Raw genomic sequence first — 22,779 nt, 5'->3', positions numbered from 1 at the left:
CGTCTGTTAGTTTGCCAACCAGAGCTGCAGGTGCTCGGCCACCGGTCCCAGCGCCAACGCCGGTACGAAGGTTAATGCGCCCACCAGCAGCACGGTGCCGATCAGCAAGCCGATAAACAGCGGTCCGTAGGTCGGCAGGGTGCCGTTGCCCGCAGGCTGACGTTTTTTCGCGCACAGCGAACCGGCAATGGCCAGCACCGGCAGGATGACCCCGAAGCGGCCGACGAACATGGCGCATGCCAGCAGCAGGTTGTAGAACGGCGTGTTGACGCTCAAGCCGGCAAAGGCGCTGCCGTTGTTGTTGGCGGCGGAAGACAGGGCATACAGCACTTCGCTGAAGCCATGCGCGCCTGGGTTAAGGATGCCGGCACGGCCTGCGTCGGTGGCGATGGCCAGCGCCGTGCCCAGCAACACCAGGGTCGGCGTGACCAGAATCGCCAACGCAGTCATTTTCATGTCATAGACGTCGATCTTTTTGCCCAGGTACTCCGGCGTGCGGCCGATCATCAGCCCGGCGATAAACACCGTCAGCAGCACGAACAGCAGCATGCCGTACAGGCCGGAGCCCACGCCGCCGAATACCACCTCGCCAATCTGCATCAGCCACATCGGCACCATGCCGCCCAACGCGGTGAAGGAGTCGTGCATTGCGTTGACCGCGCCGCAGGAAGCTGCGGTGGTCACCACCGAGAACAGGCTGGTGGCGAGAATGCCAAAGCGAGACTCCTTACCTTCCATATTGATGTTGCTGTCGGCACCCAGTGCGCTCAGATGCGGGTTACCGGCCAATTCGGCGAACATCACCACGACCACCGCCACCACGAAGATCAGCGCCATCGCCCAGATCAGCGCGTGTCCCTGACGGTTCTCACCGGCAACCTGTCCGAAGGCAAAGCACAGCGCGCACGGGATCAGGAAGATCGCCAGCATCTGTACAAAGTTGGTCAGAACGGTCGGGTTCTCGAACGGATGCGCCGAGTTGGCGCCAAAGAAGCCGCCGCCGTTGGTGCCGAGCATCTTGATCGCTTCCTGCGAGGCTACCGGCCCCATCGGCAGCGTCTGCTGCGCGCCTTCCAGCGTAGTGGTGTGCAGATAAGGCAGGAAGTTTTGCAGCGTGCCCTGGCTGACGAAGAACAGCGCGATCAGCAGCGAAATCGGCAGCAGTACGTACAGCGTCACGCGGAAAATGTCGATCCAGGCGTTACCTATGGTGGCGCTGGAACGGCGGGTGAAGGCACGGATCAGCGCAAAGGCCACTGCGATGCCGGTGGCGGCGGACAAGAAGTTCTGCACGGCCAGCCCGGCCATCTGGCTGAGGTAACTGAGGGTGCTTTCGCCACTGTAAGCCTGCCAGTTGGTATTGGTGACAAAGCTGACGGCGGTATTGAACGCCAGATCCCACGACAACCCAGGGAAACCCTGCGGGTTAAGCGGCAGCGAGCCCTGGCCCATCAGCAGTGCGAACAGCAGTACCAGGCCAAGCAGGTTGAACCACAGGATCGCCAGCGCGTATTGCCACCAGTTCATCTCGGCTGTGTCATTGCCACAGCAGCGCCAGACGGTGGCTTCCACCTGGCGCAGGGCGGGCAGCGGTTCGCCTTCGATCAGGCGTGCCAAAAAGCTGCCTAAAGGCCGGGCCAGCAGCACAAGCACCAGCAGGAAGCTGGCAATCAGTAAAAAGGCTGAAGCTGCCATCAGAAATCCTCCGCATTGAACAGGGCATAAACCAGATAGCCCAACAGCAGCAGAACCAACAGCGCACCACCAATAACGCTGATACTCACAGGACACCTCCAGAGGTGTAGTTTTTGATACTGCGAGTGTAGGGAGGGCGGTAAAAAGAAGATGAAAAAATAGCGCTGGGCAGTGTAAAAAAAGTATAAAAATGGCTGAAATTACAGCGAAAAATGGCTTTTTAACGGCGGCTTTGTGAGCGGGTGGCGCGTTTCAGCCTGTGTTCTGCGCTGCCTGGGGAAGCGGTACGCGTAAACAGGCTGTAAATAACCATAATATAACCAATGGTTAGTTATCCATTAACCTTGTTGTAACAAAATTACGGGATGGCGCATTTATTTGCGATTTTTTGTACAATTTAGTGGTCGGATGAGTAGTAAACTTTCATCAGTTGCGCTAAAATTTTGTTCAGTTACCAAATTGTCGCATTTACATTGTCTACGCCAGCGCTGTTTTCAGAAAATCAACGGCCGGGCGTTTTTTGAGGAGGTTCGCATGTCTACTTATCACGCTTATTCATTGCATCGGATTCTCCTGCGCCGCAGCGCAGTGATCCTGGCAGGGACTTTGGCTTTACCGGTTATGCTGTTCCGCAGCGACCGGGCACGTTTTTACAGCTATCTGCACCGCGTCTGGTCTAAAACCAGCGATAAGCCGGTCTGGCTGCAACAGGCGGAACTGGCGTCCTGCGATTTCTACTGATCGCAGCCAGCGTCCCCTGAAACCCTCGCCTCGCGGCGGGGGTTTTTTTATGGGCGCAGCCTGCTCATTACGCAGCTAACTGTCGTTTCCCCGCGTGAATTCCTCTACACTTTTAGCATCGTCCAGGATTGTGGGAGCAAATCATGAGTGACAAAATTCCGGTCGGGATCAGCGCCTGCCTGTTGGGCGACGCGGTGCGTTTTGATGGCGGCCATAAACGCCTGGCCTTTGCGGTGGAGCAACTGGCGCCCTATGTACGCTTTGAATCGGTGTGCCCGGAAATGGCGATCGGTTTGCCCACCCCACGCCCGGCACTGCGGTTGAGCAAACAACAACATCCGTCGCCGGCGATGCGCTTCAGCAACGACGACAGCGTCGACGTGACCGACAAAATGCAGCGGTTCTCCGAGCAACGCGTCGCGGAATTGGGACATCTGTGCGGCTATATCGTCTGCGCCAAATCGCCGAGCTGCGGTATGGAGCGAGTGCGGGTTTACAGCGAAAACGGAAAAGAGTCGCGCAAAAACGGCGTCGGGCTATTCACGGCCGAACTGCTGCGCCAGATGCCCTGGCTGCCGGTAGAAGAAGACGGGCGGCTGAATGATGCCACCCTGCGGGAAAACTTTGTCGAGCGGGTTTACGCGCTGTATGAACTGAATATGTTGTGGCGCAAGGGGTTGACCCGTGGCGGGCTGATCGCTTTCCACAGCCGTTATAAGCTTTCGCTGCTGGCGCATTCGCAGCCGGAATACCGCGAACTGGGCCGTTTTGTCGCCGGTATCGAAAAGTGGGCGTCGCTGGAGGCATTCGCCATTGAATACCGCAGCCGCCTGATGAGGCTGTTGGCGCACAAGGCTACGCGCCGCAATCACACCAATGTGTTGATGCACGTGCAGGGGTATTTCCGCCGCCAGCTCAGTTCGGCTCAGCGGCAGGAGTTGGCGCAACTGATCGATCGTTATCGCCAGGGAATGCAGCCGCTGTTGGCGCCGATCACCCTGCTCAAACATTACATGGCCGAATACCCGGATCGCTATCTGGCCGATCAACGTTATTTCGAACCCTATCCCGAAGCGTTGCGTTTGCGTTACGGCCACTAACCGACGAGGAGTTTTATGGCCACGCATCTGGTCTGGCTACGTAACGATCTGCGTATAACCGACAACAAAGCGCTGCACGCCGCCTGTTGCGATCCCGCCGCCCGCGTGCTGGCGGTGTTCATCGCTACCCCTGGACAGTGGCGGCAGCATGAGATGGCGCCGTGTCAGGCGGCATTTATTCACGCCAACCTGCTGCAGGTTCAGCAGGCGCTGGCGGATCGCGGTATCCCGCTGGTTTGCCATCAGTGCGATGATTTTTCCGCCGCTGTTGACTGGCTGGTGGCGTACTGCGCGCAAGAGCGGGTGAATGCGCTGTTTTATAACCGCCAGTACGAGATCAATGAGCTAAAGCGTGATCAACAAGCGCAACGGCGTTTATCCGGGCAGGTGATTTGCCAAAGCTTCGATGACAGCCTGCTGTTACCGCCGGGCAGCGTACAAACCGGCGGCGGAGAGATGTACAAAATTTACACGCCGTTCCGTAAGGCTTTTATCCAACGGCTGACCGAATCCGACGTCCGTTCCTTGCCGGCGCCCAAACGTCGTGAAGGCGGCGCGTTGCCGGTGTCAGTTGCGCCGGCGGCGTTCGATTATCCGCAGGTTGAGGCGGGTGCAGATTTTCCCGCCGGGGAAGACGCGGCGCTGCAGCGGCTGCGCGCTTTCTGCCGCGAGCAAGTGCAGGATTATCTGCAACAACGCGACTTTCCCGCTATTGCCGGTACCAGCAGCCTGTCGCCGTATCTGGCGATTGGCGTACTGTCGCCGCGCCAATGCTTTAACCGCCTGCGCGCCGAATGCCCGCAGGTGCTGGAAAACAGCGACAGCGGCGCTTTTGGCTGGCTGAACGAATTGATCTGGCGCGAATTTTATCGGCATCTGATGGTGGCCTATCCTGCGTTATGCAGGCACCGTCCCTTTATCGAGTGGACGGATAGGGTACGCTGGAGGAATGACGACGCATTGTTGCTGGCCTGGCAGAAAGGTGCGACCGGCTACCCGATCGTCGATGCCGCCATGCGCCAGCTGAATAAAACCGGCTGGATGCACAACAGGTTACGCATGATCAGCGCCAGTTTTTTGGTGAAAGATCTGCTGATCGACTGGCGCGCCGGCGAACGCTATTTCATGTCGCAGCTGTTGGACGGCGATCTGGCGGCGAATAACGGCGGCTGGCAGTGGGCGGCCTCAACCGGCACCGACGCCGCGCCGTATTTCCGTATCTTTAACCCGACCACCCAGGGCGAACGTTTTGATCCGCAAGGCACTTTTATCCGTAAATGGTTGCCCGAGCTGGCGGATGTACCGGACAATGCTCTTCATCAGCCCCATCTCTGGGCGGAAAAACAGCAACGCACGCTGGATTATCCTGTGCCGATTGTCGATCACAAGCAGGCCCGGCTGGAGACGCTGGCGGCCTTTGAAGCCGCCAAGCGGGGGGAATATTAAGGCAACAGCAAGGAGCGAAAGAATGATGAACAAGGTGCTGGCCCTGTGCTTGAGCGGCTATTCAGCCCTGGCGCTGGCCGGCTTTGACGTGGTAGCACTTGGCGTTGACGGCGGCGTCAGCGACGGCAATCTGACATCCTATCTGATCCGCAGCGACAACCAGCCGCAGTACCTGGCGCTCGATGCCGGTTCACTGTTGCCGGGCATTGCCAAAGGGCTGGAAAAAGGCAGTTTTCCGCAGGTGACCCCCGAACTGGCGGCGCCTTATACCCCTCAGGGTTACGTGTTCCGGCAACTGATCGGCGCTTACTTTATCAGCCACGGCCATCTGGACCATGTGGCCGGGCTGATTATCGGTTCGCCGGAGGACGGCAAGAAAAATATTTATGCCCAGGCCGATACCATCCTGACCTTGCGCAATCATTACTTTAACTGGAAGGCTTGGCCAAACTTCACCGACGCCGGTAACGGATCGCGGCTGGGCACCTATCGGTTGCAAACGGTGCGGCCGCAGCAGCGCTTTACCCTGGGCGTCACCGGCCTGAGCGGCGTGATGTATCCGCTCAGCCACGATCGTTATTCCTCCTCGATGCTGCTGGTGTCCGATCGCAGCGGATCCTTCGCCTATTTCGGCGACACCGGGCCGGATGCGCTCGAGCAGTCGCGCCATCTGGATACCGCCTGGCGCGCGCTGGGGCCGTTAATTGAACAGAAAAAGCTGAAGGGGATGATTATTGAAACCTCTTACCCCAATGGCGTTGAAGATAAAAACCTGTACGGCCACCTGACGCCGGCGTGGCTGTTGAAAGAGCTGAAAAGTCTGGCTCAGTACAGCGGCGGCGAAGGCTCGCTGAAGGATTTTCCGGTAGTGATCAGCCACATCAAACCCAGCCTGAAGCAGGGCGAAGACGTGCGCGCTACCATTAAACAGCAGCTGGATCAGGGCAACGATCTGGGCGTGAAGTTTATCCTGATGGCACAGGGCGACCGGCAAACATTTTGAATTGAAGAGAGAAGATTATGCGTAACCTCGATCTGGAAAATCTGATCAACAGCGAACTGAACAGCGCCGCGTTTCAGGACTATGCGCCGAATGGCCTGCAGGTAGAAGGGCGGTCGCACGTAAAACGCATCGTCACCGGCGTGACCGCCTGTCAGGCGCTGCTGGATGCGGCGGTGGAGCAGCAGGCGGACGCCATCCTGGTGCATCACGGGTATTTCTGGAAAAACGAAGCGCCGGCGGTGCGCGGCATGAAACGCAATCGGCTGAAAACGCTGCTGACCAATGACATCAACCTGTACGGTTATCATCTGCCGCTGGATGCCCACCCGGTGCTGGGCAACAACGCGCAACTGGCGCATCTGCTTGGCATTCGCGTGATTGGTGAAGTGGAACCGCTGGTGCCGCACGGCGAGTTTGAACAACCGCTGACCGGCGCTGAGTTGCAGCAGCGCATTGAGAGCCGACTGGGCCGTGCAGTGCTGCACTGTGGCGATAACGCGCCGGCGCACATTCGTCGCGTGGCCTGGTGTACCGGCGGCGGCCAGGGTTTCATCGATAGCGCGGCGCGTTTCGGTGTGGACGCCTTTATCAGCGGTGAGGTATCGGAACAAACCATCCACACCGCACGGGAAATGGGCGTTCACTTCTTCGCTGCCGGTCACCACGCCACCGAGCGCGGCGGTGTGAAGGCGCTGGGGGAATGGCTGGCGCAGCATCATGGTTTTAACGTGACCTTTATCGATATCCCGAACCCCGCCTGATTTTTCCTCGGGATCTGGCCCGCCCTGCGCGCCGGCTGGATCCTTTTTGCGCCTTAATTCCTTATTTTTTCAATGGTTGCGTTCTATTGACAGCCGGGGCTGCGTCACGCATAACTGGTGTGTTTTTCATCGCGGTAATTAAGGAGAATCAGGTGCAACGACAACGAGCGCGTTATTACCTGTTGGGTGAAAGAGCCGTAGTGCTTGAACTGTCGCCGCCGATGACGCTGCCGAGCCAGCAGCGGATCTGGGCGCTGGCCGAAATATTTAATCATCATCCCGATGTGCTTGAAGTGGTGCCGGGAATGAACAATCTTACGCTGTTGCTCAAGACGCCACAGGCCGACGCCGAAGCGATGTTGGCGCAGCTGCAGCAGGGCTGGGACAGCGAGGAAAGCCTGATGCCGCCATCGCGCCAGGTGGAGATTCCGGTGATCTACGGCGGCGAATATGGGCCTGATCTGGACGCGGTGGCGCACCACACCGGCATGACGCCGCAGCAGGTGGTGGAATGCCATTCTTCGGCGGCCTATGTGGTTTATTTCCTTGGCTTTCAGCCGGGCTTTTCTTACATGGGCGGCATGCCGGAAAAATTGGCGACGCCGCGTCGCGCCGAACCGCGTCTGGCGGTGGCAGCTGGCTCCGTCGGTATCGGCGGCAGCCAGACCGGCATTTATCCGCTGGTCACGCCGGGGGGCTGGCAGTTGATTGGCCGCACGCCGCTGTCGTTATTCAATCCTTATGACATGCCGCCGACGCTGCTGCGCCCCGGCGATAACGTGCGCTTCATGCCGCAGAAGGAGGGCGTATGTTGAAGATCCTGCGTGCGGGCATTTACACCACGGTACAGGATGCGGGCCGTCACGGTTTCCGCCATCTGGGCGTTAGCCAGGGCGGTGCGCTTGACCTGCCGGCGTTGAAAATCGCCAACCTGCTGGTGGGGAATTCACCAGGTGATGCCGGGCTGGAAATCACCCTTGGCCAATTCAGCGCCGAATTCACCCAGTCAGGGTGGATCGCTCTGACCGGGGCCGGTTGCGATGCAAAACTGGACGAAAAACCGCTGTGGACCGGCTGGCGTTACCCGGTTAAAGCGGGCCAGCGGCTGGTCATGAACATGCCTAAACGCGGCATGCGCAGCTATTTGGCAATTTCCGGCGGCATCACCGTGCCCGAAATGCTTGGCTCGCGCAGTACCGATATCAAAGCTGCCTTTGGCGGGCTGGAAGGGCGCAACCTGAAAGACGGCGACAGCCTGCCGTTGGGCAAGCCGGTTTCCGTGCCGCAAAACAGCTGTGGCGTTAAGCAACTGTTGTTCAATAATCGCATCCGCGCCTTGCCGGGACCGGAGTATGCCGAGTTCAGTCCCGAGGCACAGGAGGCTTTTTGGCGTACCTCCTGGCAGCTCAGCCCGCAGAGTAACCGCATGGGATATCGCCTGCACGGCAGCAATGCGCTGGGCCGCACCACCGACCGCGAAATGCTGTCGCACGGCCTGCTGCCGGGCGTGGTGCAGGTGCCGCATAACGGCCAGCCGATCGTGCTGATGGCCGACGCGCAAACTACCGGCGGTTACCCGCGCATTGCCTGCGTGATCGAGGCCGATCTCTACCATTTGTCGCAGATCCGTCTGGGCGAGGCTATCCACTTTGTTCCCTGTACCCTGGCGGAGGCGCAACGCGCCAAGGCCGAGCAGGATCGCTTTATCCAACAAATTGCCTGGGGGTTAGATGCGCGTTGATCTGAACGCCGATCTCGGCGAAGGCTGTGCCAACGACGAGGCGCTGTTGCAACTGGTCAGTTCGGCCAATATTGCCTGCGGTTTTCACGCAGGCGATGCACAAACCCTGCGTCAGTCGGTCCGTTGGGCGCTGCAATATGGCGTGGCTATAGGCGCGCACCCCAGTTTCCCCGATCGCGAGAACTTTGGCCGTACCCGCATGCAACTGCCGCCTGAAACGGTGTATGCGCAGGTGGTGTATCAACTGGGCGCGGTGGCGGCGATGGCCCGTGCCGAAGGCGGGGTGATGGTGCATGTGAAGCCGCACGGCATGTTGTACAACCAGGCTGCGGTTGAACCGGCTTTGGCGGAGGCCATCGCCCGGGCGGTGAAGGCGGTCGATCCTGCTCTGCGGCTGGTGGGGTTGGCGGGCAGCGAGCTTATCCGCGCCGGAGAGAAACTGGGGTTGGCGACGCGGCAGGAAGTGTTCGCCGATCGCGGTTATCAGGCCGACGGCACGCTGGTGCCGCGCGGTCAGCCGGGCGCGCTGATCACCAGCGACGAACTGGCGCTGGCGCAAACGCTGGAAATGGTGCGCCATCATCGGGTGCGCACGCAGGACGGCACCTGGGCGGCGGTGCAGGCGGAAACCGTCTGTCTGCATGGCGACGGTGAACATGCGTTGAGTTTCGCCCGCACGCTGCGCGAACGTTTCGCCGTAGAGGGCATTAGCGTCAGCGCCGGGTAAAAATTATCCAAATACACAACCTTTCCCAATGTGTTTCGAGTCACAACCAGGCGTATCGGGCTGTGCGGCACGCTGATGACGCCAATGGCTGCTAACTTTACTATTGTGCCGGCGGCGTTGCTGGAATTGCCGGACAAGAATGCGGTGATCAAGGCGCAGGTGCCGACCGGGGCGCTGTTGCTGTTGGTGAACGTGTTCCTGCTTTATTTCCTGATGTTTTTGTAGGAGAACCCATGCAAAAGGTATTGATTACGGGCTTTGAGCCCTTTGGCGGAGAACGCGTTAATCCTTCGTGGGAAGTGGTAAAGCAACTGAACGACAGGGAATTTGTTGGCACGCGCATCATTGCGCGCCAGCTGCCCTGCGTGTTTGGCGTAGCGCTTGAGGTGCTGAACGCGGCGATTGATGAGGTAAAGCCGGTGATGGTACTGGCCATCGGCCAGGCCGGAGGACGCACCGATATCACTATAGAGCGGGTAGCGATCAACGTCGATGATGCGCGCATTCCTGATAATCAGGGCCGGCAGCCGATCGACGAACCGATCCTTGAAGCCGGGCCGGCGGCCTATTTCAGCACCTTGCCGATAAAGGCGATGGTCAACTCGATGCGTGAAGCCGGCATACCCGCTTCGGTATCGCAAACCGCCGGGACCTATGTCTGCAACCACGTGATGTACGGCCTGTTGCACTGGTTAAACGGCCAGCAAGAGATTAAGGGCGGGTTTATTCATATCCCTTATCTGCCGGAGCAGGCTGCCGCCCACCCTGGCGCACCCAGCATGGCGTCGCAGACGGTGCTGTTCGCTCTGGAGTTGGCTATCTCCATCGCGTTGCAGGTGGAGCACGATCTGAAAGTGGTTGGCGGCGCGACGCATTAATCGTGTTTTCTATGGGCTTCTCGCTGCGGAGGCCCGGCTAATTCAGGAGTTGCAATATGCCGGAAGGACCGGAAATTCGCCGGGCGGCGGATGCGCTGGCTGCGGCGGTGATCGACCAGCCGCTGACGGAAGTGGGCTTCGCTTTTCCCCAGCTTAAACATTACCGCGATCGGTTAATCGGTGAACGTATCATTGCTATCGAGCCACGCGGCAAGGCGCTGCTGACCCACTTTTCTAACGGGCTGACGATGTACAGCCACAACCAGCTGTATGGCGTGTGGAAAGTGGCAAAAGCGGGAGAATCGCCGGATACCAAGCGTGATTTGCGCGTGCGGCTGGAAACGGCGCAGCAGGCGATTTTATTGTACAGCGCCTCGGAGATCACCCTGGGCCCGCGCGAAGAGATTGAACAACATCCGTTTTTGCAACGCATTGGTCCCGATGTGCTGGATATGTCGCTGACGGTGACAATGGTGGCACAACGGCTGCTGTCGCCGGCGTTTCGCCGCCGACAATTGGGGGGCATGCTGCTCGACCAGGGGTTTCTTGCCGGGTTGGGCAACTACCTGCGCGCCGAAATTCTCTGGCAGGCGGAACTGGCGCCACAGCACCGGCCACAGGACCTGATGCCGGAAACGCTGCAGCGGCTGGCGCAGGCTCTGCTGGCGGTGCCTCGCCTGTCTTACCAGACGCGCGGGCAGGTGGATGAGAATCGCCATCATGGCGCACTGTTCAGCTTTAAGGTTTTCCACCGCAGCGGTGAGCCTTGCGAGCGCTGCGGCGCGATGATTGTCAGAACCCAACTGTCGTCACGGCCGTTTTATTGGTGCCCCGGTTGCCAAAAGTAGCAAAAAAAAACGCCGCCCAATCGGGCGGCGCTGTGCTGCTTTATGTAGGGTAAAGCGGCGTTATTTGTTTTTCAGCTGGGATTTGAAATCACGTTCGGCATAGCCGGTATACAGCTGACGCGGACGGGCAATTTTGATGCCTTCGTCATGCATTTCGTTCCAGTGTGCAATCCAGCCGATGGTACGGGCGATGGCAAAAATAACGGTGAACATGGAAGAAGGGATACCCATCGCTTTCAGGATGATGCCTGAGTAGAAATCGACGTTCGGGTACAGTTTCTTCTCGATGAAGTACGGGTCGTTCAGCGCGATGTGTTCCAGCTCCATCGCCACTTCCAACAGGTTGTCGTCCTTCTTGTTCAGTTCTTTCAGCACTTCGTGACAGGTTTCGCGCATCACGGTGGCGCGCGGATCGTAGTTCTTGTACACGCGGTGGCCGAAGCCCATCAGACGGAACGAATCGTTCTTGTCTTTCGCGCGCTTGATGAACTCTGGGATGTGCTCAACGGTTTTGATCTCTTCGAGCATCTTCAGTGCGGCTTCGTTGGCACCGCCGTGCGCCGGCCCCCACAGGGAGGCGATACCGGCTGCAATACAGGCAAACGGGTTAGCGCCCGAAGAACCTGCGGTACGTACGGTAGAAGTGGACGCGTTTTGCTCGTGGTCGGCGTGCAGGATCAGGATGCGATCCATTGCGCGTTCCAGCACCGGATTCACCACGTATTCTTCACACGGGGTAGCGAACATCATGTGCAGGAAGTTGCCGGCGTAGGACAGATCGTTACGTGGATAAACGAACGGCTGGCCCAGGGAATATTTGTAACACATCGCCGCCACGGTAGGCATTTTGGACAGCAGGCGGAACGCGGTGATCTCGCGATGGCGCTCGTTGTTCACATCCAGCGCATCGTGGTAGAACGCCGCCAGCGCCCCGGTCACGCCGCACAGCACCGCCATAGGGTGCGAGTCACGACGGAAGCCACGGAACAGATGGGTAATCTGGTCGTGGATCATGGTATGACGGGTTACGGTGGTTTTGAAGGTCTCGAATTCTTCTGCGGTCGGGGTCTCGCCGTACAGCAGTATGTAACACACTTCCAGGTAGGAAGACTCTTTCGCCAGCTGTTCGATCGGGAAACCGCGGTGCAGCAGCACGCCTTTGTCACCGTCGATAAAGGTGATTTTGGATTCGCAGGAAGCGGTAGAAGTAAAGCCGGGATCAAATGTGAAATAACCTTTGGAGCCCAGAGCGCGGACATCGAGGACATCGGGGCCCAGTGTCGGGGATAATACGCCCAGTTCGATCGGAGCTTCACCATCGTTAATGGTTAGCGTCGCTTTCTTATCAGTCATTTACTGTCTCCTTAGCGCCTTATTTTAAAAACCTCTAACAACTGAAATACCTTAATTCTCCGCAGGTTGCCCGCAAAAAATGGAGCGGACGCTAACTCTGTGAGCGACTGCGCAATTGCGCGGGTAGGGTACAGAGTGCTAACCAGGCGAACGAGGCGGGTGACCAGTTGTTAACGATTCATCGGAATTCGTTATATTCTGTTAATCGTACCTACGACGTGTTCGGGGGTTTTATGAACCTATCCCAATAAGCTGTTTTATCTGCCTTATTTGCTTTTACCTGCGGTGATTTGTTGCAAACATGACCGGCAAAAACGGCTATTGGGATAGGTTCTGCCAAATACACTGTTGCATATCTTGAACACTGGGGGAAGTGTATCCGCTGACCTATAGCGCATCATAGGACCGTTTGTGCCCCTATATGTAATGGAAATGTTGATCTCTTGTCAAATCAGATAATTAATTTTGTGCCAATTGTGAAATCCGTGATGTAAATCACTGTTCGGGGGAAATGTTACCAAACAGATTGTATGGGAATTGTAATCAGAATGTGATCCTCCTATACTGCCGCCAGGTCTCCGGATTACCCTGAAGTAGGAGCACCCAGCGTTATAAATGCGCACCGTTTAAGCTCAGAGGATGTTGAGGTTTAAGCGTGTGACGTGTAAGGGTTTTGGCTCTTAACGCTGTCTGATCCCCGCCCAGGTCCGGAGGAAGGAAAATAATAAGAGCTGTGTGGGCAAAAACGTGAAAAAACAAAGACCTGTCAACCTGGATCTGCAAACGATTCAGTTTCCTGTAACTGCGATAGCGTCCATCTTACACCGAGTCTCTGGCGTAATTACCTTCGTTGCCGTGGGTATCCTCCTCTGGCTGCTGGGCCTGTCTCTCTCTTCCCAAGAGGGTTTCATGCAGGCTGCTGCCATCATGAATAGCTTCGTTGTCAAATTCATATTCTGGGGCATCCTCACGGCGCTGGCCTATCACATTTGCGGTGGCATCCGTCACTTGTTAATGGATTTTGGCTATATCGAAGAGAGTTTAGCCGCCGGTACCCGTTCCGCCCAGGTGGCGATCGGTCTGACCGTCGTGCTGTCAGTTCTGGCTGGAGTCCTCGTATGGTAAACAATGTTTCTGCATTAGGGCGCAACGGCGTACACGACTGGTTGTTACTGCGTGCTTCCGCTATCGTCATCACCCTGTACGTGCTGTATATCCTGGGCTTCTTCGTCACGGCTCCGGATCTCACCTATGAAATCTGGCGCGGCTTCTTCGCCACCTCTATTACGAAAGTGTTCACGCTGCTGACGCTGCTGTCGATTCTGGTTCACGCCTGGGTCGGTTTGTGGCAGGTGTTGACGGACTACGTCAAACCGCTGGCAGTGCGTCTGGTGTTGCAACTGGCAATCGTTGTCGTGTTGCTGGTCTATTTGCTGTACGGAACAATCGTAGTGTGGGGTGTGTAAATGAAACTGCCGGTCAGAGAGTTTGATGCTGTAGTTATCGGTGCTGGTGGCGCAGGTATGCGCGCGGCACTGCAGATTTCTCAAGCGGGCTCCACGTGCGCCCTGATATCCAAAGTATTCCCGACCCGTTCCCATACCGTGTCTGCGCAGGGCGGCATTACCGTAGCCCTGGGCAATAACCACGCAGATAACTGGGAATGGCATATGTATGACACGGTGAAAGGTTCCGATTACATCGGTGACCAGGACGCCATCGAATATATGTGTAAAACCGGCCCGGAAGCGGTTCTGGAGCTGGAACACATGGGGCTGCCGTTCTCCCGTACCGATGAAGGCCGCATCTATCAGCGTCCGTTCGGCGGCCAGTCACTGAACTTTGGTGGCGAGCAGGCGGCACGCACCGCGGCGGCGGCGGACCGTACCGGTCACGCCCTGTTGCACACCCTGTATCAACAGAACCTGAAAAACCATACCACCATTTTCTCCGAGTGGTATGCGCTGGATCTGGTGAAAAACCAGGATGGCGCGGTGGTGGGCACCACGGCTATCTGTATCGAAACCGGTGAAGTGGTGTACTTCAAAGCCAAAGCTACCGTACTGGCGACCGGCGGTGCAGGCCGTATTTACCAGTCCACCACCAACGCGCATATCAACACCGGTGACGGTGTCGGCATGGCGCTGCGCGCCGGCGTGCCGGTGCAGGACATGGAAATGTGGCAGTTCCACCCGACCGGCATCGCCGGTGCTGGGGTATTGGTGACCGAAGGTTGCCGTGGTGAAGGCGGTTACCTGCTGAACAAACACGGCGAGCGTTTCATGGAGCGCTATGCGCCGAACGCCAAAGACCTGGCGGGCCGTGATGTCGTTGCCCGTTCGATCATGATTGAAATCCGCGAAGGCCGCGGCTGCGACGGTCCGTGGGGGCCACACGTCAAGCTGAAGCTGGATCACCTGGGTAAAGAGGTGCTGGAATCCCGTCTGCCGGGCATTCTGGAATTGTCGCGCACTTTCGCACACGTCGATCCGGTAAAAGAGCCGATCCCGGTGATCCCGACCTGTCACTACATGATGGGCGGCATACCGACCAAGGTGACCGGCCAGGCACTGACCGTGAACGAGAAAGGCGAAGATGTGGTGATCCCGGGTCTGTTTGCCGTGGGCGAAATCGCCTGCGTATCGGTACACGGCGCCAACCGCCTGGGCGGCAACTCGCTGCTGGATCTGGTGGTATTCGGTCGTGCTGCCGGTATGCATTTACAGGAATCTCTGGCGGAGCAGGGCGAGAGCCGTGACGCCAGCGAATCGGATGTGGATGCGTCGCTGGAGCGCCTGAACCGCTGGAACAACACCCGTTCGGGTGAGGATCCGGTCGAAATTCGCAAGGCGCTGCAAGCCTGTATGCAGCACAACTTCTCGGTATTCCGTGAAGGTGATGCCATGGCGAAAGGGCTGGAAGAGTTGAAAGAGATCCGTGAACGCCTGAAGAACGCACGCCTGGACGATACCTCCAGCGAATTCAACACCCAGCGCATCGAATGCCTGGAGTTGGATAACCTGATGGAGACTGCGTTTTCCACCGCCGTGTCGGCCAACTTCCGTACCGAGAGCCGTGGGGCGCACAGCCGCTTCGATTTCCCGGAACGCGATGATGCCAACTGGCTGTGTCATTCGCTGTATCAGCCGCAATCGGAAAGCATGACGCGTCGTGAAGTGAACATGCAACCGAAGCTGCGCCCGGCATTCCCACCGAAAGTGCGTTCCTACTGATCGCGGAGATCGATTGATGAAACTCGAATTCTCAATATATCGCTATAACCCGGATGTTGATGACGCTCCGCATATGCAGGATTACACCCTGGAAGCGGAAGACGGCCGGGACATGATGCTGCTGGATGCGTTAATCCAGTTGAAAGAGAAAGATCCGACCCTGTCGTTCCGCCGTTCGTGCCGTGAAGGCGTGTGCGGTTCCGATGGCCTGAACATGAACGGCAAGAACGGCCTGGCATGCATCACCCCCATCTCGGCGTTGCGCAAAGGCAACAACAAGATTGTGATCCGTCCTCTGCCGGGTTTGCCGGTGGTGCGGGATCTGGTGGTTGATATGGGCCAGTTCTATACCCAGTATGAAAAGATCAAGCCTTACCTGCTGAACGACGGCAAGAATCCTCCGGCGCGCGAACACCTGCAATCGCCGGAACAACGGGCTAAACTGGATGGTCTGTATGAATGCATCCTGTGCGCCTGTTGCTCGACGTCTTGCCCATCGTTCTGGTGGAATCCTGACAAGTTCGTAGGGCCTGCTGGCCTGTTGGCGGCGTACCGCTTCCTGATCGACAGCCGTGACACGGAAACACAAGAACGTTTAGACGATCTGGACGACGCTTTCAGTGTTTTCCGCTGCCATAGCATTATGAATTGTGTCAGTGTATGCCCTAAAGGCTTGAACCCGACGCGTGCGATCGGTCATATCAAGTCCATGCTGCTGCAACGCGGCGCATAAGCGCAATGAGATGCTGCGCCGGGCTGGTTCCGGCGCACATCGCAAAGGAGGGAGCCTCTAAAAACTGACCCGCGGCTGCGGCGCTATGCAGCCTGGTTCGTCCGCCGGTTTTTAGAGGTTCCTTGTAAGGGACCGCAAGGTCCATAACAAAACGTATCAGGCCTTATTGGGGTCATAAGATATGTCGAGTGAACCGTTTCTACGGCAAACCGTATCCATCACGGTAATTATGTTAACCACGGCGAAAACTAAAGCTTCAAAGCTTAAGGGATCATGATGCAGAACGGCGCAATGAAGGCCTGGCTGGATTCCTCCTATCTGGCGGGCGCGAACCAGTCTTACATAGAACAGCTCTATGAAGACTTCTTAACCGATCCGGGCTCCGTTGAAGATAGCTGGCGTTCCATTTTTCAACAGCTACCAACCGCGGGTGTTAAACCCGATCAGCTTCACTCTCAAACGCGTGACTACTTCCGCCGCCTGGCGAAAGACTCTGCGCGTTACAATACCACCATCAACGATCCAGACACCGACGCCAAACAGGTCAAGGTACTGCAGCTGATCAACGCCTTCCGTTTCCGCGGGCATCAGCATGCCAATCTCGATCCGCTCGGCCTGTGGCAGCAAGAGACCGTTGCTGACCTCGATCCCGCTTACCACAATCTGACCGACGCCGACTTCCAGGAAACCTTTAACGTGGGTTCTTTCGCCATCGGCAAAGAAACCATGAAGTTGGGCGACCTGTATGCTGCGCTGAAGCAGACTTACTGCGGTTCGATCGGTGCGGAATACATGCATATCACCAATACCGAAGAGAAACGCTGGATCCAACAGCGCATCGAATCGGTAGCGGGACGCGCCAGCTTTACTAACGAAGAGAAACGCCGTTTCCTGAACGAGCTGACCGCAGCGGAAGGTCTGGAACGCTATCTCGGCGCTAAATTCCCGGGAGCGAAACGCTTCTCTCTGGAAGGCGGCGATGCGCTGGTGCCCATGCTGAAAGAGATGGTTCGCCACGCCGGCAAGAACGGCACGCGCGAAGTGGTGCTGGGTATGGCTCACCGCGGCCGTCTGAACGTGTTGATCAACGTGCTGGGTAAAAAGCCCGCCGACCTGTTCGACGAGTTTGCCGGCAAGCACAAAGAACACCTCGGTACCGGTGACGTAAAATATCACCAGGGCTTCTCCTCCGACGTCGAAACCGAAGGCGGCATGGTTCACCTGGCGCTGGCGTTCAACCCGTCGCACCTGGAGATCGTCAGCCCGGTGGTGATGGGTTCCGTACGTGCCCGCCGCGATCGTCTGGACGAAGCGCGCAGCAACATGGTGCTGCCAATCACCATCCACGGTGATGCCGCCATTACCGGCCAGGGCGTGGTTCAGGAAACCCTGAACATGTCGCAGGCTCGCGGTTACGAAGTGGGCGGCACGGTGCGTATCGTCATCAACAACCAGGTTGGTTTCACCACCTCCAACCCGCTGGATGCGCGCTCGACCCAATACTGTACCGATATCGCCAAAATGGTGCAGTCGCCGATCTTCCACGTCAATGCCGACGATCCGGAAGCTGTGGCGTTCGTTACCCGTCTGGCGTTGGATTTCCGTAACACCTTCAAACGCGATGTGATGATCGATCTTGTCTGCTACCGTCGTCATGGGCATAACGAGGCCGACGAGCCAAGTGCAACCCAGCCGGTGATGTACCAGAAGATCAAAAAACACCCGACGCCGCGCAAGCTTTATGCTGACGTTCTTACCGAACAGAAAGTCGCGAGCCTGGAAGATGCCACGGAAATGGTCAACCTGTATCGCGATGCGCTCGATCGTGGCGATTGCGTGGTTGAAGAATGGCGTCCGATGAATCTGCATTCCTTTACCTGGTCGCCGTACCTGAACCACGAGTGGGACGAAGAGTACCCAAGCAAGGTTGAGATGAAGCGCTTGCAGGAACTGGCTCGTCGCATCAGCACCGTACCGGAAGCGATCGAAATGCAGTCGCGCGTAGCGAAAATCTACGGCGACCGTGCAGAGATGGCCGCAGGCAACAAAGCGTTCGACTGGGGTGCGGCTGAAACGCTGGCCTACGCCACTATGGTCGATGAAGGCATTCCGATTCGCATTTCCGGTGAAGATGCCGGGCGCGGGACCTTCTTCCACCGTCATGCTGTGGTGCATAACCAGAAAAACGGTTCGGTCTACGTTCCGCTGGCGAATGTGCACAGTGGGCAGGGCGAGTTTAAAGTCTGGGATTCCGTGCTGTCCGAAGAAGCGGTGCTGGCGTTCGAATACGGCTACGCCACTGCGGAACCGCGCACCCTGACCATCTGGGAAGCGCAGTTCGGTGACTTCGCCAACGGCGCTCAGGTGGTGATCGACCAGTTCATCAGTTCCGGCGAGCAGAAATGGGGCCGTATGTGTGGCCTGGTGATGCTGCTGCCGCACGGTTACGAAGGCCAGGGTCCGGAGCACTCCTCCGCGCGTCTGGAACGTTACCTGCAGCTGTGTGCGGAACAAAATATGCAGGTGTGCATCCCGTCCACCCCGGCGCAGGTTTACCATATGCTGCGTCGTCAGGCGCTGCGCGGTATGCGCCGTCCGTTGGTGGTGATGTCACCGAAATCCCTGCTGCGTCACCCGCTGGCGATTTCTTCTCTGGAAGAACTGGCTAACGGCACCTTCCTGCCGGCTATCGGCGAGATTGACGAGCTGGATCCGAAAGAGGTCAAACGCGTGGTGATGTGCTCCGGTAAGGTCTATTACGATCTGCTGGAACAGCGCCGCAAGAACGACCAGAAAGACGTGGCCATCGTACGTATCGAGCAGTTGTATCCGTTCCCGCACCAGGCCGTTCAGGCCGTGCTGGAGAAGTATGCTCACGTGCATGATTTCGTCTGGTGCCAGGAAGAGCCGCTGAACCAGGGCGCCTGGTACTGCAGCCAACACAATTTCCGTGAAGTCGTGCCGTTCGGGGCTTCTTTACGTTACGCCGGACGTCCAGCCTCCGCCTCTCCGGCGGTCGGTTATATGTCCGTACACCAGAAGCAGCAACAGGCTCTGGTTAATGACGCGCTGAATATTGAATAAAGATTAAGGGAAAGCTAAATGAGTAGCGTAGATATTCTGGTTCCTGACCTTCCTGAATCGGTTGCCGATGCGACCGTAGCCACCTGGCACAAGAAACCAGGCGACAGCGTCCAGCGTGACGAAGTTCTGGTTGAAATCGAAACTGACAAAGTTGTGTTGGAAGTGCCGGCCAGCGAAGCAGGTATTCTTGATGCGATCGTGGAAGAAGAGGGCGCAACCGTGCTTTCTCGCCAGATCCTCGGCCGTATTCGCCCGGGCAACAGCTCTGGCAAGCCGACCGAAGAGAAGAGCCAGGCTAAAGAAGCCACTCCGGCCCAGCGCGCAACCGCCAGCCTGGAAGAAGAGAGCAACGATGCACTCAGCCCGGCGATCCGCCGTCTGATTGCTGAACACGATCTCGACGCTGCAGCCATCAAAGGCAGCGGCGTGGGTGGTCGCATCACTCGCGAAGACGTGGAAGCGCATCTGGCTAACGGCAAGAAAGCCGACAAGCCGGCCGCAGCCGCAGTTGAAGCCGCACCGCAGCCTGCCCTGAGCAACCGCAGCGAAAAACGCGTGCCGATGACCCGTCTGCGCAAGCGCGTGGCCGAGCGTCTGTTGGAAGCGAAGAACAGCACTGCGATGCTGACTACCTTCAATGAAATCAACATGCAGCCGATCATGGATCTGCGCAAGCAGTACGGTGAAGCTTTCGAAAAACGCCACGGTGTACGTCTGGGCTTCATGTCCTTCTACATCAAGGCGGTGGTTGAAGCGCTGAAACGCTTCCCGGAAGTGAACGCTTCCATTGACGGTACTGATGTGGTCTACCACAACTATTTCGATATCAGCATTGCGGTATCTACCCCACGCGGCCTGGTGACCCCGGTACTGCGCGATGTAGACAGCATGAGCATGGCGGACATCGAGAAGAAAATCAAAGAGCTGGCGGTCAAAGGCCGTGACGGCAAATTGACCGTGGAAGAACTGACCGGCGGTAACTTCACCATTACCAACGGCGGCGTATTCGGTTCACTGATGTCGACCCCGATCATCAACCCACCGCAGAGCGCCATCCTGGGCATGCACGCCATTAAAGATCGCCCAATGGCGGTGAATGGCCAGGTTGTGATCCAGCCAATGATGTATCTGGCACTTTCTTACGATCACCGCCTGATCGACGGCAAAGAGTCCGTTGGTTACCTGGTGACGGTGAAAGAAATGCTGGAAGATCCGGCTCGTCTGCTGCTGGACGTATAACCCTGATGGGCGCGGTACGCCGCGCCCACACTCTGTGCTATGTGGCCGACAAAAGTCATGCGGTTTTCCGCCAAAATGGCTCGGCTAAAACCTTCAGAACTGAATGGATAGAACATCATGAATTTACACGAATATCAGGCAAAACAGCTGTTTGCTCGGTATGGCATGCCGGCACCAACCGGTTACGCCTGTACCACACCGCGTGAAGCAGAAGAAGCCGCATCCAAAATCGGCTCCGGCCCGTGGGTGGTAAAATGTCAGGTTCATGCTGGCGGTCGCGGTAAAGCTGGCGGCGTTAAAGTGGTTAACAGCAAAGAAGACATTCGTGCTTTCGCTGAAGCCTGGCTGGGCAAACGTCTGGTGACCTACCAGACTGACGCGCTGGGCCAACCGGTTCACCAGATCCTGGTAGAAGCGGCGACCGACATCGATAAAGAACTGTATCTGGGCGCGGTAGTTGACCGTGCAAGCCGTCGTGTGGTGTTTATGGCATCCACCGAAGGTGGCGTTGAGATTGAAAAAGTTGCGGAAGAAACCCCGGAACTGATCCACAAAATGACCATCGACCCACTGGCAGGCCCACAGCCTTACCAGGGCCGTGAGCTGGCCTTCAAACTGGGCCTGACCGGCAAGCAAGTCGGCCAGTTCGCCAAGATCTTCATGGGCTTGGCGACGCTGTTCCTGGAGCGCGACCTGGCGATGGTTGAGATCAACCCGCTGGTAGTCACCAAGCAGGGCGATCTGATCTGCCTGGACGGCAAACTGGGCGCCGACGGCAACGCACTGTTCCGCCAGTCTGAACTGCGTGAAATGCGTGACCCTTCTCAGGAAGACGAGCGTGAATCCCGTGCTGCACAGTGGGAGCTGAACTACGTTGCTCTCGACGGCAACATCGGTTGCATGGTTAATGGCGCGGGTCTGGCGATGGGCACCATGGACATCGTTAAACTGCACGGCGGCGAACCGGCCAACTTCCTCGACGTAGGCGGCGGCGCGACCAAAGAGCGCGTGACCGAAGCGTTCAAAATCATCCTGTCTGACGACAAGGTGAAAGCGGTTCTGGTTAACATTTTCGGTGGTATCGTGCGCTGCGATCTGATCGCCGACGGCATCATTGGCGCAGTCGCCGAAGTGGGCGTTAACGTCCCTGTGGTCGTGCGTCTGGAAGGGAACAATGCCGAACTGGGCGCCAAAAAACTGGCGGACAGCGGTCTGAATATCATTGCTGCGACCAGCCTGACTGATGCGGCTCAGCAAGTTGTTGCGGCAGTGGAGGGTAAATAATGTCCATTTTAATCGATAAGAACACCAAAGTAATTTGCCAGGGCTTCACCGGTAGCCAGGGGACCTTCCACTCCGAGCAGGCTATCGCTTACGGCACTAAAATGGTCGGTGGCGTTACGCCGGGCAAAGGCGGCACTCAACACCTGGGTCTGCCGGTGTTCAACACCGTGCGTGAAGCGGTCGAAGCGACCGGCGCTACTGCGTCCGTGATCTACGTACCGGCGCCGTTCTGCAAAGATTCCATTCTGGAAGCTATTGATGCAGGCATCAAACTGATCATCACCATCACCGAAGGCATCCCTACGCTGGATATGCTGACCGTGAAAGTGAAGCTGGATGAAGCCGGCGTGCGCATGATTGGCCCGAACTGCCCAGGCGTTATCACTCCGGGCGAGTGCAAAATCGGCATCATGCCAGGCCACATCCACCTGCCGGGCAAAGTGGGCATCGTTTCCCGCTCTGGCACCCTGACCTATGAAGCGGTTAAGCAAACCACCGATACCGGTCTGGGCCAGTCTACCTGTGTGGGCATCGGCGGCGACCCGATCCCAGGCTCCAACTTCATCGATATCCTGAAAATGTTCCAGGAAGATCCGCAGACTGAAGCGATTGTGATGATCGGCGAGATCGGCGGTAGCGCGGAAGAAGAAGCGGCAGCTTACATCAAAGAACACGTCACCAAGCCGGTTGTTGGCTACATTGCCGGCGTTACTGCGCCGAAAGGCAAACGTATGGGCCACGCAGGCGCCATCATCGCCGGCGGCAAAGGCACTGCGGACGAAAAATTCGCAGCGCTGGAAGCGGCCGGAGTTAAAACCGTACGCAGCTTGGCTGACATCGGTGAAGCGGTAAAAGCGGTATTGAATCGCTGATACGGCAAGACTGTCTCGACATGATTGTGGCCACCCTTTTG

Annotated in this window: 22 protein-coding genes; 19 read left to right on the top strand and 3 right to left on the bottom strand. The window is 57.5% G+C overall.

Translation table 11 applies throughout. The features are described 5' to 3' along the window. Window positions 1–6: 6 nt before the first annotated feature. Window positions 7–1,695: a potassium-transporting ATPase subunit KdpA gene (gene kdpA, locus ACUTQW_RS15930; RefSeq protein ID WP_004949716.1), complete on the bottom strand. Its 1,689-nt coding sequence runs from the start codon at window positions 1,693–1,695 to the stop codon at window positions 7–9. After that, window positions 1,695–1,784: a K(+)-transporting ATPase subunit F gene (locus ACUTQW_RS15925; protein WP_004949718.1), complete on the bottom strand. Its 90-nt coding sequence runs from the start codon at window positions 1,782–1,784 to the stop codon at window positions 1,695–1,697. Before ACUTQW_RS15925 ends, kdpA begins: the two co-directional genes overlap by 1 nt. A gap of 445 nt (window positions 1,785–2,229) precedes the next feature. Between ACUTQW_RS15925 and ACUTQW_RS15920 the strand changes: the two genes are divergently transcribed. The 11 genes from ACUTQW_RS15920 to nei all read left to right on the top strand — a co-directional run bounded on the left by ACUTQW_RS15920 (window position 2,230) and on the right by nei (window position 10,940). Then, window positions 2,230–2,436, top strand: a complete 207-nt coding sequence (locus ACUTQW_RS15920; protein ID WP_004949720.1) for a YbfA family protein — start codon at window positions 2,230–2,232, stop codon at window positions 2,434–2,436. Window positions 2,437–2,579: 143 nt separating this feature from the next. Continuing rightward, the gene (locus tag ACUTQW_RS15915) at window positions 2,580–3,536 is read left to right on the top strand and encodes a YbgA family protein (RefSeq protein ID WP_004949721.1); all 957 of its coding nucleotides are present in this window, start codon (window positions 2,580–2,582) and stop codon (window positions 3,534–3,536) included. Between the two features lie 15 nt (window positions 3,537–3,551). Further along, on the top strand, window positions 3,552–4,982 hold the full coding sequence (gene phrB, locus ACUTQW_RS15910; protein WP_006324102.1) for a deoxyribodipyrimidine photo-lyase: 1,431 nt from the start codon (window positions 3,552–3,554) through the stop codon (window positions 4,980–4,982). A 22-nt stretch (window positions 4,983–5,004) separates the two neighbouring features. Next, window positions 5,005–5,985: an MBL fold metallo-hydrolase gene (locus ACUTQW_RS15905; protein WP_006324103.1), complete on the top strand. Its 981-nt coding sequence runs from the start codon at window positions 5,005–5,007 to the stop codon at window positions 5,983–5,985. A gap of 17 nt (window positions 5,986–6,002) precedes the next feature. Further along, window positions 6,003–6,746, top strand: a complete 744-nt coding sequence (locus tag ACUTQW_RS15900) for a type 2 GTP cyclohydrolase I (protein WP_004949728.1) — start codon at window positions 6,003–6,005, stop codon at window positions 6,744–6,746. A 152-nt stretch (window positions 6,747–6,898) separates the two neighbouring features. Next, window positions 6,899–7,561 carry a 5-oxoprolinase subunit PxpB gene (gene pxpB / locus ACUTQW_RS15895; RefSeq protein ID WP_445654888.1) on the top strand — a complete coding sequence of 221 codons (663 nt, stop codon included), beginning with the start codon at window positions 6,899–6,901 and terminating at the stop codon, window positions 7,559–7,561. Further along, the gene (gene pxpC / locus ACUTQW_RS15890) at window positions 7,555–8,487 is read left to right on the top strand and encodes a 5-oxoprolinase subunit PxpC (protein WP_202290265.1); all 933 of its coding nucleotides are present in this window, start codon (window positions 7,555–7,557) and stop codon (window positions 8,485–8,487) included. Before pxpB ends, pxpC begins: the two co-directional genes overlap by 7 nt. Then, the gene (gene pxpA, locus ACUTQW_RS15885; RefSeq protein ID WP_445654887.1) at window positions 8,477–9,214 is read left to right on the top strand and encodes a 5-oxoprolinase subunit PxpA; all 738 of its coding nucleotides are present in this window, start codon (window positions 8,477–8,479) and stop codon (window positions 9,212–9,214) included. Before pxpC ends, pxpA begins: the two co-directional genes overlap by 11 nt. Window positions 9,215–9,244: 30 nt before the next feature. Next, window positions 9,245–9,439 carry a 5-oxoproline transporter, DUF979 family subunit gene (locus ACUTQW_RS15880; protein WP_277749124.1) on the top strand — a complete coding sequence of 65 codons (195 nt, stop codon included), beginning with the start codon at window positions 9,245–9,247 and terminating at the stop codon, window positions 9,437–9,439. An 8-nt stretch (window positions 9,440–9,447) separates the two neighbouring features. Continuing rightward, window positions 9,448–10,092: a pyroglutamyl-peptidase I gene (gene pcp, locus ACUTQW_RS15875; protein WP_445654886.1), complete on the top strand. Its 645-nt coding sequence runs from the start codon at window positions 9,448–9,450 to the stop codon at window positions 10,090–10,092. Between the two features lie 56 nt (window positions 10,093–10,148). Next, window positions 10,149–10,940, top strand: coding sequence for an endonuclease VIII (gene nei / locus ACUTQW_RS15870; RefSeq protein WP_063202496.1), 792 nt, complete (start codon window positions 10,149–10,151; stop codon window positions 10,938–10,940). Window positions 10,941–11,000: 60 nt separating this feature from the next. Here nei and ACUTQW_RS15865 read toward each other — a convergent pair whose 3' ends face one another. Next, complete coding sequence (locus ACUTQW_RS15865; protein WP_004949745.1) at window positions 11,001–12,293, bottom strand: citrate synthase; 1,293 nt, start codon at window positions 12,291–12,293, stop codon at window positions 11,001–11,003. Window positions 12,294–13,028: 735 nt separating this feature from the next. Between ACUTQW_RS15865 and sdhC the strand changes: the two genes are divergently transcribed. The 8 genes from sdhC to sucD all read left to right on the top strand — a co-directional run bounded on the left by sdhC (window position 13,029) and on the right by sucD (window position 22,738). Beyond that, a complete protein-coding gene (gene sdhC, locus ACUTQW_RS15860) occupies window positions 13,029–13,418 on the top strand; it encodes a succinate dehydrogenase cytochrome b556 subunit (protein ID WP_004949747.1) in 390 nt (129 codons plus the stop codon). After that, on the top strand, window positions 13,412–13,759 hold the full coding sequence (gene sdhD / locus ACUTQW_RS15855) for a succinate dehydrogenase membrane anchor subunit (protein ID WP_004949748.1): 348 nt from the start codon (window positions 13,412–13,414) through the stop codon (window positions 13,757–13,759). Before sdhC ends, sdhD begins: the two co-directional genes overlap by 7 nt. After that, on the top strand, window positions 13,760–15,526 hold the full coding sequence (gene sdhA / locus ACUTQW_RS15850; RefSeq protein ID WP_004949751.1) for a succinate dehydrogenase flavoprotein subunit: 1,767 nt from the start codon (window positions 13,760–13,762) through the stop codon (window positions 15,524–15,526). Window positions 15,527–15,542: 16 nt separating this feature from the next. After that, the gene (locus ACUTQW_RS15845) at window positions 15,543–16,259 is read left to right on the top strand and encodes a succinate dehydrogenase iron-sulfur subunit (RefSeq protein ID WP_004949752.1); all 717 of its coding nucleotides are present in this window, start codon (window positions 15,543–15,545) and stop codon (window positions 16,257–16,259) included. A 276-nt stretch (window positions 16,260–16,535) separates the two neighbouring features. Continuing rightward, complete coding sequence (sucA, locus tag ACUTQW_RS15840) at window positions 16,536–19,343, top strand: 2-oxoglutarate dehydrogenase E1 component (RefSeq protein ID WP_004949754.1); 2,808 nt, start codon at window positions 16,536–16,538, stop codon at window positions 19,341–19,343. A gap of 18 nt (window positions 19,344–19,361) precedes the next feature. Then, the gene (gene odhB, locus ACUTQW_RS15835; RefSeq protein ID WP_004949755.1) at window positions 19,362–20,582 is read left to right on the top strand and encodes a 2-oxoglutarate dehydrogenase complex dihydrolipoyllysine-residue succinyltransferase; all 1,221 of its coding nucleotides are present in this window, start codon (window positions 19,362–19,364) and stop codon (window positions 20,580–20,582) included. Window positions 20,583–20,699: 117 nt separating this feature from the next. Beyond that, window positions 20,700–21,866: an ADP-forming succinate--CoA ligase subunit beta gene (sucC, locus tag ACUTQW_RS15830; protein WP_004949756.1), complete on the top strand. Its 1,167-nt coding sequence runs from the start codon at window positions 20,700–20,702 to the stop codon at window positions 21,864–21,866. Next, the gene (gene sucD, locus ACUTQW_RS15825) at window positions 21,866–22,738 is read left to right on the top strand and encodes a succinate--CoA ligase subunit alpha (RefSeq protein WP_004949757.1); all 873 of its coding nucleotides are present in this window, start codon (window positions 21,866–21,868) and stop codon (window positions 22,736–22,738) included. Before sucC ends, sucD begins: the two co-directional genes overlap by 1 nt. Window positions 22,739–22,779: the final 41 nt, after the last annotated feature.

It is taken from the genome of Serratia sp. TSA_7, assembly GCF_052692135.1.
Note: the sequence above shows the minus strand (reverse complement) of the source record. Positions and strands in the feature narration are given on the sequence as shown.

Bases quoted from the DNA above. Each gene is read 5' to 3' on its own strand.
- kdpA (WP_004949716.1), bottom strand. From the start codon at position 1,695: ATGGCAGCTTCAGCCTTTTTACTGATTGCCAGCTTCCTGCTGGTGCTT.
- ACUTQW_RS15920 (WP_004949720.1), top strand. From the start codon at position 2,230: ATGTCTACTTATCACGCTTATTCATTGCATCGGATTCTCCTGCGCCGC.
- ACUTQW_RS15915 (WP_004949721.1), top strand. From the start codon at position 2,580: ATGAGTGACAAAATTCCGGTCGGGATCAGCGCCTGCCTGTTGGGCGAC.
- phrB (WP_006324102.1), top strand. From the start codon at position 3,552: ATGGCCACGCATCTGGTCTGGCTACGTAACGATCTGCGTATAACCGAC.
- ACUTQW_RS15905 (WP_006324103.1), top strand. From the start codon at position 5,005: ATGATGAACAAGGTGCTGGCCCTGTGCTTGAGCGGCTATTCAGCCCTG.
- ACUTQW_RS15900 (WP_004949728.1), top strand. From the start codon at position 6,003: ATGCGTAACCTCGATCTGGAAAATCTGATCAACAGCGAACTGAACAGC.
- pxpC (WP_202290265.1), top strand. From the start codon at position 7,555: ATGTTGAAGATCCTGCGTGCGGGCATTTACACCACGGTACAGGATGCG.
- pxpA (WP_445654887.1), top strand. From the start codon at position 8,477: ATGCGCGTTGATCTGAACGCCGATCTCGGCGAAGGCTGTGCCAACGAC.
- pcp (WP_445654886.1), top strand. From the start codon at position 9,448: ATGCAAAAGGTATTGATTACGGGCTTTGAGCCCTTTGGCGGAGAACGC.
- nei (WP_063202496.1), top strand. From the start codon at position 10,149: ATGCCGGAAGGACCGGAAATTCGCCGGGCGGCGGATGCGCTGGCTGCG.
- ACUTQW_RS15865 (WP_004949745.1), bottom strand. From the start codon at position 12,293: ATGACTGATAAGAAAGCGACGCTAACCATTAACGATGGTGAAGCTCCG.
- sdhD (WP_004949748.1), top strand. From the start codon at position 13,412: ATGGTAAACAATGTTTCTGCATTAGGGCGCAACGGCGTACACGACTGG.
- sdhA (WP_004949751.1), top strand. From the start codon at position 13,760: ATGAAACTGCCGGTCAGAGAGTTTGATGCTGTAGTTATCGGTGCTGGT.
- ACUTQW_RS15845 (WP_004949752.1), top strand. From the start codon at position 15,543: ATGAAACTCGAATTCTCAATATATCGCTATAACCCGGATGTTGATGAC.
- sucA (WP_004949754.1), top strand. From the start codon at position 16,536: ATGCAGAACGGCGCAATGAAGGCCTGGCTGGATTCCTCCTATCTGGCG.
- odhB (WP_004949755.1), top strand. From the start codon at position 19,362: ATGAGTAGCGTAGATATTCTGGTTCCTGACCTTCCTGAATCGGTTGCC.
- sucC (WP_004949756.1), top strand. From the start codon at position 20,700: ATGAATTTACACGAATATCAGGCAAAACAGCTGTTTGCTCGGTATGGC.
- sucD (WP_004949757.1), top strand. From the start codon at position 21,866: ATGTCCATTTTAATCGATAAGAACACCAAAGTAATTTGCCAGGGCTTC.